Consider the following 15,093-nt stretch of genomic DNA (forward strand, 5'->3'; position numbering starts at 1 on the left):
TGGTGAAGGAGGGCGCCAGTGTCAGGCAGGCGGGTTGATAGGTATATTCCTTATCAACGATGCATTGCATACGCTCAACCTATGGAAAAGACATGATCAACTTTCGCCTGATACGCCACCTGTGGTTGTTCCTGGCGGTGGCCGAAGAGCAGAACTTTGGCCGCGCCGCCAAGCGCCTGGGCATGACCCAGCCGCCCTTGACCGAGCAGATCCAGATTCTTGAACAGGCACTCAAGGTCAAGCTGTTCGACCGCTCAAGACGCGGTGCGCGATTGACGCCCGTGGGCGCGGCGATTCTGCCGGCGGTGCGCAAATTCGCCGATCAGCTCGAACGCCTGGAACTGGCGGTAGAGGAGGCGGTTGCAGGTCATCGCGGCATGCTGACCATCGGTGCGATCTCCTCGGCCATGTTCGATGTACTGCCGGGAGTGATCGAACGCTTCAAGCTCGAACACCCGCATATCACCGTGTCAGTGCGTGAAATCGACAGCGTCGAGGCGGTGCCGGCCCTTGAAGCGGGCGATATCGACCTGGCCTTTGCGCGTCTGGACGGCGACCTGGGCAAAGCCATCGAGTGGCGCCCGCTGACCGAAGAACGCCTGATGGTCGCGTTGCCGGCCGATCATGCCTTGGCCAGTCGCAGCCGCATCGGGCTGGAAAGCCTGGCCAACGAGCCGCTGGTGATGTTTGCCCGCAAGGTCAGCCCGCTGTATTTCGACAATATTATTGCCACCTGCCGGGCCAACGGCTTCTCGCCCAGGGTCTTGCACGAAGTACGCTCGGTAGCTTCGCAAATTGCCTTTGTCAGTTGCGGCCAGGGCATCGCGCTGGTGCCGGCCGCCATGAAAAAACTGGCGCCGGGTAACGTCGTGCTGCGGGCGTTGACCCAGAAAATCAGCGTGGTCACCACGACGATTGCCTGGAACCGCGAGCGTGCCAATCCCCTGGTCGAGGCGCTGGTGAGCCAGGTGGGCGCCATCGATCAATAGGTTTGCCGTATGAAAGCCATCGTCGATCGGGAATTTACAGATCAAGGTGCCGGCGTCGACAGTGTCGGGCTGAATAAACCGAGGAGCCCACACGTGCCGCAATCGCATTCTTTCAAGCAAGACCGGCTGAATGTCAGCCTCGACGGCATAGACCTTGAGCTGGCCAGCGTTTACCGCGAAGGCGAGGGTGAGCCGATCCTGTTTCTGCATGGCTTTGGCTCGACCAAGGAAGACTACGCCGGCATCACCCGCCAGGCCGCGTTCGACGGCCGCCCATTCGTGGCTTATGACGCGCCGGGTTGTGGCGACAGTGCATGCAGCGACCTGTCGCGCGTCTCGATTCCGTTGTTGCTGGCCACGGCCCTCAAGGTGCTGGAGCACTACCGCATTCAGCGCTTTCACCTGGTGGGCCACTCGATGGGCGGACTCACGGCGCTGTTGCTGGCCCACCATTGCCCGCAGCGGGTACTCAGTTTCATCGACATAGAAGGCAATATCGCCCCGGAAGACTGCTTTCTCAGCCGCCAGATCGTCGACTACCCGGCGGATGACCCCCACGTATTCTTCAACGACTTTATCGAACGCACCCGCCACAGCCCGGACCCGGCCAGCGCCTTGTATGCCGCCAGCCTGCCGCACAAGGTCCGCGCCCAGGCGGTGCGCGCAATTTTCACCTCGATGGTGGAGTTGTCCGACCATGGCGACCTGATGAGCAAGTTCCTGGGCTTGCCGTGCCCGCGAATGTTCATGTTCGGCGATCAGAACAGTCACCTGTCGTACCTGGCCGATATTCAGGCGCAAGGTGTGGAACTTGCCAGGATTGCTGAGTGCGGGCACTTTCCGATGTATTCGAACCCGATTGAGATGTGGCGCAGGATTGCCGACTTTCAGCAGCGTCAATGATTGCAAATTGTATCGGCGCTAACCGCGCCCACCTGCCAAGGCCCCGGTCCTCGGGGCTTGCCGCTCATTCATGAGCCACGCTCATAAGCTCATCCCGTTTTGCTGACATAGTCGCGCTGCCTGAGCGCGGCTAGATTCGCGCCAGATAAAGCAAGCAGCGCCGGCTGCCTCGACCCTGTGAGTCTTGGCAGCTTCATGTCGCAAGGAGAACCCGCATGACCCCGACCCGACGCACCGTGTTAGTCGCCATGAGCGCGCTGGCGGCGATGCCCGTTCTTGGCTTTGCCGCTTCAGGCGGTTCTGGCAGCAGCCTGGTGAACAAACCCCTGCGCATTGGCGTGATCGGCGCCGGCTGGCTGGGCGGCACCGTTGGCCGTTGCTGGGTCAAGGCCGGGCATGAGGTGCTGTTTTCGACCCGGCACCCTGAAGAGCTGGAGTCGTGGGTCAAGCCGCTGGGCCCGCAGGCCTCGTTCGGCACGCCGCAACAGGCTGCCGGGTTCGGCGACATTCTGCTGATCGCGGTGCCCTACGAAGCCATTCCAGAACTGGCGCAAAACCTTGGGACGTTCATGCGCGGCAAGATCGTGCTGGATGCCTGCAACCCTTCCGCCTCCAGCACCACCGCGCTGGTGCTGGAGGCGCGGGCCAACGGTGCGGCGGTGACCACCGCCAGATACCTGGCCGGTGCCCACGTGGTACGCGCCTTCAGCGCCGTGGATGCAACGGCGGTCGAGGCGTCATTCGCAGGCTCCGGCGCCACGCTGGGCGTACCGATTGCCAGCGACGACCAGGACGCTTTGCAGGTGGTTGCGCAGCTGGTGCGCGACGCCGGCTGCGCGCCGGTCGTGGTCGGCACACTGGCCCAGACGGTCAGTTTCGAGCGCGGCGGGCCGGGATTCCGGGCCAATACTTCTGAAGCACAACTGCGCCGCCTGCTCGATCTGTAGCCGTGGCGGCGCCCGTTAAAGGTGAAACCTGATGACCGACAGCAAAAAAACCGACCCTCATGAGGGGGCAGCACCTTCACGTCGCAACTTTCTCAAATTTGGCGTCTCGGGCATCGCCGCCGCGACGGTCTCGACCTGGATTCCGGACGCCGTGGGCGCGGCGGTGCCTGCTGCGGTCATCGATGACAAGGACGCGCCCAAGGCCGGTGAGCAGCGCATCAAACTGACGGTCAATGGCCAGTTGCATGCTCTGAATGTGCCGGCCAATGCGATTTTGCTGGATGTCTTGCGTGACCGGCTGCAATTGACCGGCACCAAGAAGGGCTGCGACCACGGCCAGTGTGGCGCCTGCACCCTGTTGGTCAATGGCGTGGCAATCAACTCGTGCCTGTCGATCGCCTTGCAGCACGACGGCGACAGCATCACCACCATCGAGGGCCTGGCTCAGGGCGACGACTTGCACCCGGTGCAGGAAGCGTTCTGGGATCACGATGCCTATCAATGCGGCTACTGCACTTCGGGGCAGATCATGAGCGCCGTGGCGATTCTCAACGACCCCAACCTTGGCACCGACGATGCCAGCGTCAAAGAGGCCATGAGCGGCAATATCTGCCGCTGTGGCGCCTACAAGAACATCCTCGCGGCGATCCAGTCGGCGCGCGGCAAGATGCCGAGGGCGGTCTGATGCAAACATTCGATTATGCCCGCGCGCAATCGCCGGCCCAGGCCATCGCCAGCCATGCGGCACCGGGTTTGCCGTTCTATCTGGCCGGCGGCACGACGCTGCTTGATCTGGTCAAGCTGGATATCATGCAGCCCGACCGCCTGGTCGATATCAACCGGCTGGCGCTCAAACAGATTGAGCCCCTGGCCGATGGCCGTGTGCGCATCGGCGCCCTGGTGAGCAATACCGCGCTGGCCAGCCACCCGCTGATTCGCGAGCGCTATGCCGTGTTGTCGCAAGCGTTGCTGGCCGGCGCCTCGACACAACTGCGCAACAAGGCCACCACTGCCGGAAACGTGATGCAGCGGGTGCGCTGCAATTATTTTCGCGACGGTATTTCGCCGTGCAACAAACGCCAGCCGGGCTCGGGCTGCGCGGCGGTCGGCGGCCTGAACCGCAGCGTGCATGCGGTGCTCGGCACCAGTGAACACTGCATCGCCACCCATCCTTCGGACATGTGCATGGCCATCGCCGCCATCGGCGCGCTGGTCACGGTGCAAGGGCCGAACGGTGTGCGCGAGATACCGTTTGCCGATTTTCACCGGCTGCCGGGCAATACGCCGTGGCTGGAGCATGCGCTTGAGCCGCACGAACTCATCACTCACATCACCCTCGATGCGCCGCTGGCCAACAACCGTTCGGCCTACCTGAAACTGCGCGACCGAACTTCGTATCAATTTGCCCTGGCGTCCAGCGCGATCATTGTGGTGCTGGACGGCCAACGTATTCGTGAGGCGCGGATTGCCCTGGGCGGCGTCGGCACCAAACCGTGGCGAGCCCTGGACGCCGAGCGCGCACTGATCGGGCAAACGGTCGATATGGCGCTGTTCACCCGGATTGGCGAGCGCGCCATGCAAGGCGCCAAGGCTTACGAGCACAACGGCTTCAAGATTCCGCTCGGCCAGCAGGTGGTGACGCGCAACCTTCGCGATCTGACCGTCCCGATGAAAAAACAGGAGCGCAGCTGATGAGCCAGTCCATTATCGGCACACCCTACAAGCGGATCGACGGCCGGCTCAAGGTCACCGGCGCTGCCCGCTATGCGGCCGATCACCCGTTGCCGGACATGGCCTATGCCTATGGCGTCTACAGCACCATCGCCAGCGGCCGTATCATCGCCATCGACGACAAGATCGCGCGCGGCATGCCCGGCGTCGCGGCGGTGTTGCACCACGGTAACTTTCCGGCGTTGCACCGCACCCCGGATGTGGCCCTGAGCTTCAAGGAGATGCTCAGCGCGGCCAAGGTCGACGAGCGCCGCTTGCCCTTTGAAGATGACCAGGTCGCGTATCCCGGGCAGTTCGTGGCGCTGGTGGTGGCCGACACCTTCGAGCAGGCCCGCGCGGCGGCCCTCAAGGTCAAGGTCGACTATGCGCCAACCCGGCCCATCACCCGCCTGGCTGACGCCTTGCGGCAAAAAGGTGCGCGTGAAGGCGGGCGAGGGCACAAACGCGGTGACCCCGATGCCGGATGGCAAACAGCAAGTACCCGTCTCGATCAGACCTACACCACGCCGGTGGAAACCCACAGCCCGATGGAAATGCACGCCACCACCGCCTACTGGCGCGACGGCAAGCTGTTTGTCTACGAAGGCACCCAAGGCGTGGTCAACCACCGCAATGTGCTGGCCAACGTCTTCGATCTGCCTGAAGACCAGGTTGAAGTGCATGCACCGTTTATCGGCTCCGGGTTTGGCAGCAAGCTGTGGCCGTGGCCCCACTCGATTGCCGCCTGCGCCGCCGCCAGGGTGGTGAAGCGCCCGGTGCAACTGATGCTGCCGCGCGCGCAAATGTTCACCACCGCCGGCCACCGTCCGGAAACCTTGCAGCGTATTCGCCTGGCCACCGACGGCGAGGGCAAGCTGGTGTCGATTCGTCACGAGTCGTTCAACAGCACCTCGACCACCGATGCCTACACCGAAGCCTGCGGCGGCGTCACGCGCAGCCTGTATTCGTGCGCCAATGTGCTGGTGAACCACAAGAACAGCCCGCTCAATCGCGGCACGCCCACCTCGATGCGGGCGCCGGGCGCGGCGCCCGGCCTGTTCGCGCTGGAGTCGGCCATCGACGAACTGGCGTTGTTGCGCGGTATTGACCCCTTGGCGTTGCGCAAGCTGAACCTGGCCACCCGCGACGAAAGCCTGAACCTTGAGTGGTCGAGTAATCATCTGCCCGAAGCCATCGACATTGCCGCCGAGCGCTTTGGCTGGCACACGCGCAATCCGGCAGTGGCCAGCATGCGCGACGGGGATGAACTGATCGGCTATGGCATGGGCGCCTGCAACTGGGAGGCGTATCAGGTGCCGACCGACGCGCGGGTGATTCTGCGCGCCGACGGCAGCGCGCTGGTGCAATGCGGCCAGCAGGACATCGGCACCGGGACTTACACGGTGGCGGCGCAAACGGTCGCACAACTGACCGGCTTGCCGTTCGAGCGGATTGAAGTGCAACTGGGCAGCTCGACTTTTCCGCCGGGCGCGCTGGCCGGGGGTTCCTGGGCCACGGCCAGTATTCTGCCTGCCGTGGCCGGCGCGACCCGCGCCGCGCTCGGCAAGCTGCGCCAATACGCGGTCATGAACGGCGGGCTGCTGGCCGGCAGCGAGGCCGACAGCCTCACGGTTGCAGACGGGCAACTGATCAGCGGTGAGCGGCGTGTCGGTTTTGCCGATGTGTTGCGCCATCAACGGCTATCCCGCGCCGAGGGGTATTTTCAGAGCGGCGTCAAAGGCGGCGACTTCTCTTATCGCTCGTTCGGCGTGCATTTTGTCGAGGTGCGCTGGGACCCGGGTATTTCCCGGCTGCGGGTGGCGCGGGTGGTCAGCGCCATCGATGTCGGCAAGGTGGTCAACCCGCTGGCGGCGCGCAACCAGGTCGAAGGGGCAATCATCATGGGGCTGGGCATGGCGCTGTTCGAGGACTCGGAGCACGACCCGCGCAGCGGCCTGCCGGTCAATAACAACTACGCGGAATACGTGGTGCCGGTGCACGCCGACCTGCCTGACATCGAAGTCACTCTGCTCGATTACCCGGACTACAACCTCAGTGAATTCGGTGCGCGCGGAATCGGCGAAATCGGCGTGACCGGCCTGGCGGCGGCGGTTGCCAATGCGGTGTATCACGCCACCGGCAAACGTATTCGCAGCTTGCCGATCACCAAGGAAAAGTTGATGACGGTTTGAGACGGCTGTTGAGGAGTAGATGCCATGCAACCGCTTGACCTTCACGTCATTCAACAGGCCCGCGCCTGGATCGCGCAGGACCAGCCGGTGTGGCTGTGCACGGTGCTGGCCACCTTTGGCTCGGCACCCCGCGGGCCGGGGGCAATGCTGGCGTGCCTGGGCAGCGGCGAGCACTGCGGCTCACTGTCGGGCGGCTGTGTCGAAGAGGATTTTCTGCAACGGGTGGCCGACCGCCTGTTCAGCCCGGTCAGCCAGGTGGTGCGCTACGGCGAAGGCGGGCTGCCGCCAACACGGGCGCTGCCCTGCGGTGGCGGGCTCGATGTGCTGGTGGAATATCTGGCCCCCGGCCCGGACAGCGACGCACACCTGCAGATGATTGAAGCGGCTTTCGCAGGCGCCGACCTGATCGCTCGCACGGTGCTGCTGGGCACGCCACATCGCAGAATCGTGCCCGGCTGCATGAATTCAGCGCGTGTCGAGGTGGGCCTGGAGCAGGTGACCATTCGCATGGGCGCCGTGCAGCGCTTGCTGTTGGCCGGGCTTTCGCCGGTGGCCGAGTTCTGTGCAGGTTTTGCCGTGGCGCTGGGCTATGAAGTGATCGTCTGCGACCCGCGCACCGAGGTGATTGCAGGCTTTGCCCTGCCGGGTGTCGAGGTGCTTGAGGTGCTGCCGGCGGTCTATATCGCCAATGGTGGCTGCCATGCCGCCACAGCGGTGGTCGCGCTGACCCATGACCCTCGGCTGGACGACCTCACCTTGCTTGAGGCCGTCCGTACGCAGGCTTTTTACATCGGTGCGATGGGCTCGCGACGCACCAGCAGCAAACGCCTGGAGCGCCTGGCGCGGATCGGCGGGCTCGACGACGCCACGCTGCACAGAATCCACGCACCGATAGGCCTGAACTTGGGCAGCAAGACCCCGGCGGAAATCGCCTTGGCGGTCATGGCCGATATCCTCCGGGTGTCCAACGGTATCGCCCTTGAAACCTTGTGATCAGCGATTGACGTTCTTCTGCAAATGCGCCGGATACCGGTCGCCGACTACCTTGATCTGCTCCAGCGCCGTGGCGATTGCCGCCAGATCGGTGTCATGCAGCTCAAGCCTGGCGGCGCCCATGTTTTCCTCCAGCCGGTGCAGCCTGGTCGTTCCGGGAATCGGCACAATCCAGGGCTTTTGCGCCAGCAACCAGGCCAGGGCGACCTGCGCGCGCGTGGCGCCTTTACCGGCGGCAATGTCGCCCAGCACCTCGACCAGCCGTGCATTGGCCTTGCGGTTCTCTTCGGTGAAACGCGGCACCACCTTGCGGAAATCGTTATCGGCAAACTGCGTGCGCTCATCGATCGCGCCGGTCAAAAAGCCTTTGCCCAGCGGGCTGAACGGCACAAAACCGATGCCCAGTTCTTCCAGCACCGGCAGGATCTGCTCTTCAGGCTCGCGCCACCACAGCGAGTACTCACTTTGCAGCGCCGCGACCGGCAGCACCGCATGCGCCCGGCGAATGGCATCGACGCCGGCTTCGGACATGCCGAAATGCAGCACTTTACCGTCCTCGACCAGTTGCTTCACGGCACCGGCCACGTCCTCGATCGGCACTTGCGGGTCGAGACGGTGCTGATAAAGCAGTTCGATACGGTCCGTCTTCAGGCGCTTCAACGAGGCTTCGACCACCGCCTTGATGGTTTCCGGGCGACTGTCCAGGCCGTCACCCGGTACGCCATTTCTGAAGCCGAACTTGGTGGCGATCACTACCTGATCACGCATCGGAGCCAAAGCTTCGCCCAGCAATTGTTCGTTGGTATACGGCCCGTACGCCTCGGCGCTGTCGAAGAACGTCACGCCCTTGTCGAAGGCATCCCGAATCAGCGCGACCGCCGCCTTGTGTTCCTGTGCCGGTCCATAGCCGAAACTCAGGCCCATGCAGCCAAGACCGAGGGCAGATACGTGCAAACCGCTTTTACCCAGCTGACGTTTTTGCATGTGTTGTCTCCTTCGCAATGATGTGGTCGATGGTGTAGTCGATGCTTAAGTCGATAGGTACACTCTAAATTCCTGTGTCCGGCTCAACAATCGGCACACCGTTTCATGGGTACTTGAGGTTAATTCACTAATGATCCGCGCTGGCCTTCCAGAATTGACCGCTTTTGTCGCGATCGCCGAGCAACGCAGCTTCAGCGGCGCCGCCAGAGCGCTAGGGGTTTCGCCTTCGGCACTCAGCCACTCGATGCGCGGGCTTGAAGCGCGCCTGGAGCTGCGCCTGTTCAATCGCACCACCCGCTCGGTCGCGCTGACAGAGGCGGGCGAGCAACTGTTTCTGCGGGTACAACCCCTGCTGGGCGACCTGGAATGTGCGGTCAATGACGTGACCTCGGCGCGCAATACGCCTTCCGGGTCGATCCGGCTGAGCGCGTCGGAGTCGTCGTTCAAGCTGTTGCTGCGCCATGTCATGCCACCGTTCTTGCAGGAAAACCCGCAGATCCACATCGAATGCGTGACCGACAGCCGCCTGATCGACATCGTCGCCGACGGTTTCGATGCCGGTATCCGGCTGTATGACGACGTGCCGCGCGACATGATCGCCGTCCGCTTCGGGCCCGATGTGCGCTTTGCCGCCGTGGCTTCGCCGGACTACCTGAGCCGGCACCCGGCGCCACAAACGCCCCACGACCTCAAGGCGCATCGGTGCATTCGCTTTCGCTTTGCCAGCGGCACGCTGTTTCGCTGGGACCTGGACCATGAAGGCCGCTCAGCCAGCATCGACGTTGACGGTCCCATGACCCTGGACAACATCAACCTGATGACCGAAGCCGCTCTGGCCGGTATCGGCATCGCCTGGGTTCCCGAACATCAGGTCGCCGACCACTTGCAGGCCGGACGCCTGGTGCACCTGCTGCCTGAATGGGGACCTTGTTACCCTGGCGCCTGCCTTTACTACCCGGCCAATCGACACCCGCCCATGGCCTTGCGCATGTTCGCCGAGGCGGTGCGCGACTGGGCGCGGCGGCAGGAATGAACGATTGGTGAGTTTTACTCACGGGGCTATAAAGCCGTTTGCCGATTGTTGAGTCGCCCTTATAAAACTAGCCTCTGCCATTCATCACTGATCGATAGCAGGGAGTTAACGGCATGGCTGAACACGATCCGGTCCGCCGCCAGGTCATCGCGGCCATTGCCAGCCTGCCACTGCTGGCCACCGACGCCAGCGCTGACGCGCCTGGCTCGCGCCTATCCGGGGCCAAAGCCCTGGTCGCGTACTTTTCGCGCACCGGCAATACCCGCGTCGTGGCCGGCCTGATCCAGCGCGCGCAATACGCCGACCTGTTCGAGATAAGGCCGGCGACGGCGTATCCCGAGGACTATCTGCAAACGGTCGAGCAAGCCCGCCGCGAAACCGCCGATGGCTTCAAGCCTGCGCTGGCAGATACGGTGCCCGGCATCGACAAGCATGAAGTGGTGTTTCTCGGCTTTCCGGTCTGGGGAACCACGGCGCCACCGGTGATCCGCTCGTTTTTATCGGCCCATGACCTGTCGGGGAAAACCATCGTGCCGTTTGTGACGCACGGTGGTTACGGGCTGGGTAACAGCCTTGAAGTCATCGCCCGACACGCACCGGGTGCCAGGGTTGTGAAAGGCTTTGTGATGGAAGGGCCGCAGGAGAGGAGAACGATGGAGACGGTGAATGGCTGGTTGACGGGGCTGAAGGTTTAGAGCGCTGGCATCATGCGCTGTGAATGGGTGGTTAACGCCATGTTGTGGGAGCTTTGCCTGCACCGGCCTCATCGCCAGCAGAGCTGCCTCCCACAGGTTTGTGCCTGGCGTTGAATGAGTGATCGACGCTTGGTCTGTGGGAGGCAGCTCTGCTGGCGATGACTGATGTTCAGACGCCAGCGATCTCACGGCCATTCAAGCCTCATGGCCATGAGTGGACACCGTCCTTGGGAGGCAGCTCTGCTGTGGGCGGTACTCCGATGATCACTTACCCAACTGCCTGTGCCGCGCATACATCACCGCCGTTCCGCCCGATGTCCCTCTGGCCTGAAGCTCAAACGCCTGCGGATAGCCTTTGATCAAGTCACTGAGCTTCTTGTAGCCATGCGTGCGCGGGTCGAAGTCCGGTCTCAGCTTGGTAATGTTCGCCCCTAATGCACCGAGGTGCGCCCAGCCATCTTCGTCGGCAATGTCGTCCATGATCTTGGCGATAAAACCCACCGGAGCCTTTGGCTTTTTGGCAGGTTCTACAGCCGGCGGCCTGGCCGCGCCTGTAGCCGCCGGTAAATCTGGCTGGACATCGCCATTGGCTGGCGCTGCAACTTCTTCGCGAAGCAGTTCGATATAGATGAACTTGTCGCATGCCGCCACAAACGGTTTGGGCGTTTTCTCCTCGCCAAAGCCATACACGGTCAAGCCTTCCTCACGCAATCGAGAGGCAAGACGTGTAAAGTCGCTGTCGCTGGAAACCAGGCAGAAACCATCGAAGCGCCGCGTATAGAGCAAATCCATCGCATCAATGATCAACGAGCTGTCGGTGGCGTTCTTGCCTTTGGTGTAGGCGAATTGCTGGATAGGTTGAATCGAGTGGTCGAGCAGGACTTTTTTCCAGCCACCCAACTGCGGCCCGGTCCAGTCGCCATAGATGCGCTTGACGCTGGCGACGCCGTACTTGGCGATTTCTTCAAACAGTCCTTCGACAATGGCAGCCGGCGCGTTGTCGGCGTCGATCAAGACGGCAAGGTGCTTTTGCGCGTTGCTGGAAGTGTGAATGGCCATGGATCTTCCTTGAGTTAAAAACGTCACCATACCTGTTAATCAAGGACAGGCGTATTGTTCTGGCACACGCAGATCTTTCAGGAAAACGACACTTCACATGGATATCGAATCAGCCCTTGCGATTGAAGCCGCCGAGCGCGAGTACTTGCGGGCGCGGGTGAATAACCTATTGCGTCTGGAAGGCAATCCTTATGGCGCACACGTGTTTTTGAATGGTGACCTGCCGTGCTTTCAAGTTGCAGCGTCGCCCAGTCCGATGCTCAACCGCATCTACGGTGATCATTCGGCGGACTTTCAGCCCACGCTGGATCTGCTCAAGCAAAACACGAGCGTCACGCCTCTGATCGGTTCTCCCTCGACGCTTGAACCACTCGTAGCCATCGCGGGCTGTGAGCTTGAGCGTTTAAAGGGATGGACGCATTTGCAGTTGGCCTGCGCGATTGAACATACGGTGATCAGCCCGCAAACCTTCGACATTGAAGAAGCCACGCCACAGACGCTGGATGCATTTGCCGGAATTCATGCCGGTGGCTTTCATACCAAACCTGCACAGCGGGCACTGAATCAGGCGTCGTTTTCAGGTGCGGCGGCGGGTGATTCATTGAAGATCTATGTAATCAAGGAAGCGGGTGAAGTGGTTGCCGGCGCCGTGATGTTCCTGGCCAGTAACGGTATTGCTTATCTGGGCACGGCAGTTACCCGTAAAGCGGATCGTGGCCGTGGTTATCACGGGGCGTTGATTGCGCATCGAATCGAGCAAGCCAGAAAACGGGGGTGTCGCGCGGTTGCAGCCACCGCGTTAGCCAACTCGCAAAGCCGGCGCAATCTGCAACGTGCCGGGTTGAAAATCTCCCATGCCCAAGCGCTGTATCGCTTGTTGAGTCACTGAACCCATCTGGTGCACCCATGCCTGAATAAAGTGCGTTACGCACAGTTATTCCAGGCTTTGTTCGCCATGACTGTGCAATGTGAACACCGCTGAATATCACCTGCGCCCCGTTTTAACGGCGTTTTAAACCTGCCAGGAACGGGCCTGTTAATTGCTCTTGTTGTCGTGCGCTTTTTTATCCACCTCGCACCCCAGCAGGAGACATACATGAGTTCATCCGGTGATTTTCCGTTAACCGAGGCCCCGCAGTCTGCCCGCAAGGGGCTGTTGCCCATTTCCATGGTGCTGTTCAGTTTCACGTTCTTCACCGGCACCATGTTTGCCGGTGGCAAGCTGGGCATGGCGTTTTCGTTCGTCGACATGCTGTGGATCGCGGCCATCGGCAACAGCCTGCTGGCGTTGTATGCGGCTGCGCTGGCGTTCATCGCCTCACGCAGCGGTTTGAACACCGTGCTGATGGGGCGTTTCTGTTTTGGCGAGGCGGGCAGCCGGCTTTCGGACTTTCTGCTTGGCTTCGCCGAACTGGGCTGGTACGCCTGGGGCACGGCGACCGTGGCGATTGTGCTGGTGAAGATCCTCGGCCTGAGCGAAGGCCTGACGATGCCGCTGATGATTCTGTTCGGCTTCGGTTTCTGCATCACTGCCATTGTCGGCTTCAAAGGCCTGGATGTGCTGTCGCGGATTTCGGTGCCGTTGATGTTCGTGTTGCTGGTTATCTCGATGGTCATCGCCACCCGCGATATCGGCGGCTTCGCAGGCCTGGCAGCGGTTATCCCGCATGAAACCATGACCTTTTCCGCCGCCGTGACCATGGTCTTCGGCACCTTCGCCAGCGGTGCGACCCAGGCCACCAACTGGACGCGCCTGTCGCGCACCGGGCGGGTGGCGATCATCGCCAGTGTCGTCAGTTTTTTGCTGGGCAACGGCTTGATGGTGGTGGCCGGTGCCTGGTGCGCCATCGTTTATCAGCAGGCCGATATCGTCGAGGTGATGATCCTGCAGGGCTTGTCGTTCGCAGCGGTGGTCATGCTGTGCCTGAACCTGTGGACGATTCAGGGGCCGACCATCTACAACGTCTCGGCCGCCGCCTGTCACCTGCTGCGCAGCGAGCGCAGGCGGACCATGACCCTGGTGTCGGCGGGCGTCGGCGTGCTACTGGCGATTGGCGGCATGTACGAGATGCTGATTCCTTTTCTGGTGTTGCTGGGCTCGATCATTCCGCCGGTGGGCGGGGTGATCATGGCGGATTTCTGGTATCGACATCGCGGCCAGTACCCGCTGCTGGCCAATACCACATTGCCGCGCTACAACCTCATCGGGCTGTTTTCCTATGCGGTCGGCGCGCTGGTGGCGTACTGCTCGCCCTGGGTTGCACCGCTGGTCGGCATCGCGGTGGCTGCGGTCTGCTACATCGGCCTGCTGCAATTGAGTGGCCGTCGCGCGGCGCTGGGTCAGGTGCAGGGCGAGCAATGAGCCTGACCGTCGCTGAAATCCTCAAGCTGCCAGGGCTTGAAGAGCTGGCGGTGCGTGCCGGCGCCGCGCAGTTGCACCGCAGCGTGCGCTGGCCGTACGTGGCTGAAAACGAGGGCATCGCCGAGTGGGTGATGGGCGGCGAACTGGTGTTCGTCACCGGCATCAACCACGCCCGCGATGAGGCGAACCTGCTGAGCCTGGTCGAGGACGGCGTGGCAAGCGGCATTGCCGGGTTGGTGATTCTCACCGGCGGCACGTTCATCCAGCGCATTCCCAAGGCCGTGATCGAGCGCGCAGACATGCTGGGTCTGCCGCTGATCGAGCAGCCGTACCTGCTGAAGATGATCATCGTCACCCATGCGATCGGCACGGCGCTGGTGCATATGGCCCAGGCCCGGCGCTCGCAGCACGACATTCTCAGCCAGTTGCTGACCGGTGATTACCCCAGCCTGGTCATTGCCCGCCAGCGTGCCGAGCATGCGAACCTGCCGGTCGACGGCCCGCGTCGTCTGCTGGCGCTGCGGCTGTCGTCGGTCAGCGTGCTGTTCGAGCGCCATGCGCCGGCCTTGGCCGAGCAGATGTTGCAGCACGTGCGCCAGGCATTGCAGGACCATCTGGAAGCCTGGAACCGTGATTTGCCCGCGCCGCTGCCGGTGATCGTGCAGGGTGATCTGTTCATCCTGTTGCTGCCGGACAGCGACAGCCTGCGGGCCGACCTGCTGAGTCTTTACCAGGCGCTCACCTCGTTGACCGGCGACATGACCCTGTTCATGGGGCTGGCCAGTCGGGTCGAGGAGTGCGGCCACTATCGCAAGGCGCTGAACGAGGCGCGTCAGGCGCTGGACGTGGCGGAAAACCTGCACCCGGCCAGTGGTTTCTGCGACTTCAGTGAACTGGGCGTGCTGCGCCTGCTGCAAGGCATCGAAGACCGCTCGCTGATCGATCACTTCGTCAAGCAGACCCTCGGCACGCTGATCGAGCCGTCGCGCAAGCAGCCGTTTGCCCTGATCGAAACCCTTGATGCGCTGCTTCAGGAAAACGGCAACGCCCTCAAGGCCGCCATGCGCCTGGCGATCCATCGCAATACCCTTAACCAACGCATCCAGCGCATCGAACAACAGAGCGGACAGTCGCTCGATGACCCGCTGTTTCGCATGAACGCCTCGGTGGCGCTGCTGGTTTGGCGCATGACCCCAATCCATAAAGTGCCCAATAGCAAGGAATGA

The 15,093-nt window shown here is 62.3% G+C and carries 14 protein-coding genes; 12 read left to right on the forward strand and 2 right to left on the reverse strand.

Features of this window, described 5'->3' with window-relative positions:
• Positions 1-92 precede the first annotated feature (92 nt).
• The 7 genes from ACYAS9_RS12855 (at position 93) to ACYAS9_RS12885 (ending at position 7,734) form a co-directional block, all read left to right on the forward strand.
• Complete coding sequence (locus ACYAS9_RS12855) at positions 93-989, forward strand: LysR family transcriptional regulator (protein WP_463568674.1); 897 nt, start codon at positions 93-95, stop codon at positions 987-989.
• Positions 990-1,115: 126 nt separating this feature from the next.
• On the forward strand, positions 1,116-1,892 hold the full coding sequence (locus ACYAS9_RS12860; RefSeq protein WP_463568928.1) for an alpha/beta fold hydrolase: 777 nt from the start codon (positions 1,116-1,118) through the stop codon (positions 1,890-1,892).
• A gap of 215 nt (positions 1,893-2,107) precedes the next feature.
• Positions 2,108-2,839, forward strand: a complete 732-nt coding sequence (locus tag ACYAS9_RS12865) for an NADPH-dependent F420 reductase (RefSeq protein WP_463568675.1) — start codon at positions 2,108-2,110, stop codon at positions 2,837-2,839.
• A 31-nt stretch (positions 2,840-2,870) separates the two neighbouring features.
• A complete protein-coding gene (locus ACYAS9_RS12870) occupies positions 2,871-3,524 on the forward strand; it encodes a (2Fe-2S)-binding protein (RefSeq protein ID WP_463568676.1) in 654 nt (217 codons plus the stop codon).
• Complete coding sequence (locus tag ACYAS9_RS12875; protein WP_463568677.1) at positions 3,524-4,531, forward strand: FAD binding domain-containing protein; 1,008 nt, start codon at positions 3,524-3,526, stop codon at positions 4,529-4,531. The genes ACYAS9_RS12870 and ACYAS9_RS12875 overlap by 1 nt, the downstream gene beginning before the upstream one ends.
• Entirely contained in the window at positions 4,531-6,741 is a 2,211-nt protein-coding gene (locus tag ACYAS9_RS12880; RefSeq protein WP_463568678.1) for a xanthine dehydrogenase family protein molybdopterin-binding subunit, read from the forward strand. Before ACYAS9_RS12875 ends, ACYAS9_RS12880 begins: the two co-directional genes overlap by 1 nt.
• 24 nt (positions 6,742-6,765) lie before the next feature.
• A complete protein-coding gene (locus tag ACYAS9_RS12885) occupies positions 6,766-7,734 on the forward strand; it encodes an XdhC family protein (protein ID WP_463568679.1) in 969 nt (322 codons plus the stop codon).
• Here the strand turns inward: ACYAS9_RS12885 and ACYAS9_RS12890 are convergent, their stop codons facing one another.
• Positions 7,735-8,718: an aldo/keto reductase gene (locus ACYAS9_RS12890; protein WP_463568680.1), complete on the reverse strand. Its 984-nt coding sequence runs from the start codon at positions 8,716-8,718 to the stop codon at positions 7,735-7,737. It lies immediately after the preceding gene.
• A gap of 130 nt (positions 8,719-8,848) precedes the next feature.
• On the opposite strand from ACYAS9_RS12890, the gene ACYAS9_RS12895 reads away from it, so the two are divergent.
• Entirely contained in the window at positions 8,849-9,751 is a 903-nt protein-coding gene (locus tag ACYAS9_RS12895; protein WP_463568681.1) for a LysR family transcriptional regulator, read from the forward strand.
• 113 nt (positions 9,752-9,864) lie between these two features.
• The gene (locus ACYAS9_RS12900; RefSeq protein ID WP_463568682.1) at positions 9,865-10,446 is read left to right on the forward strand and encodes a flavodoxin; all 582 of its coding nucleotides are present in this window, start codon (positions 9,865-9,867) and stop codon (positions 10,444-10,446) included.
• A gap of 264 nt (positions 10,447-10,710) precedes the next feature.
• On the opposite strand, the gene ACYAS9_RS12905 is transcribed toward ACYAS9_RS12900, so the two are convergent.
• Positions 10,711-11,505 (reverse strand): NYN domain-containing protein, encoded by a 795-nt coding sequence (locus ACYAS9_RS12905; RefSeq protein WP_463568683.1) that lies wholly within the window; start codon positions 11,503-11,505, stop codon positions 10,711-10,713.
• 97 nt (positions 11,506-11,602) lie between these two features.
• On the opposite strand from ACYAS9_RS12905, the gene ACYAS9_RS12910 reads away from it, so the two are divergent.
• From ACYAS9_RS12910 to ACYAS9_RS12920, 3 genes are all read left to right on the forward strand, one after another.
• Positions 11,603-12,394, forward strand: coding sequence for a GNAT family N-acetyltransferase (locus ACYAS9_RS12910; RefSeq protein WP_463568684.1), 792 nt, complete (start codon positions 11,603-11,605; stop codon positions 12,392-12,394).
• 207 nt (positions 12,395-12,601) lie between these two features.
• Positions 12,602-13,867: a cytosine permease gene (codB, locus tag ACYAS9_RS12915; protein WP_463568685.1), complete on the forward strand. Its 1,266-nt coding sequence runs from the start codon at positions 12,602-12,604 to the stop codon at positions 13,865-13,867.
• On the forward strand, positions 13,864-15,093 hold the full coding sequence (locus ACYAS9_RS12920) for a PucR family transcriptional regulator (RefSeq protein WP_463568686.1): 1,230 nt from the start codon (positions 13,864-13,866) through the stop codon (positions 15,091-15,093). Before codB ends, ACYAS9_RS12920 begins: the two co-directional genes overlap by 4 nt.

It is taken from the genome of Pseudomonas sp. HP_08 (assembly GCF_055284095.1).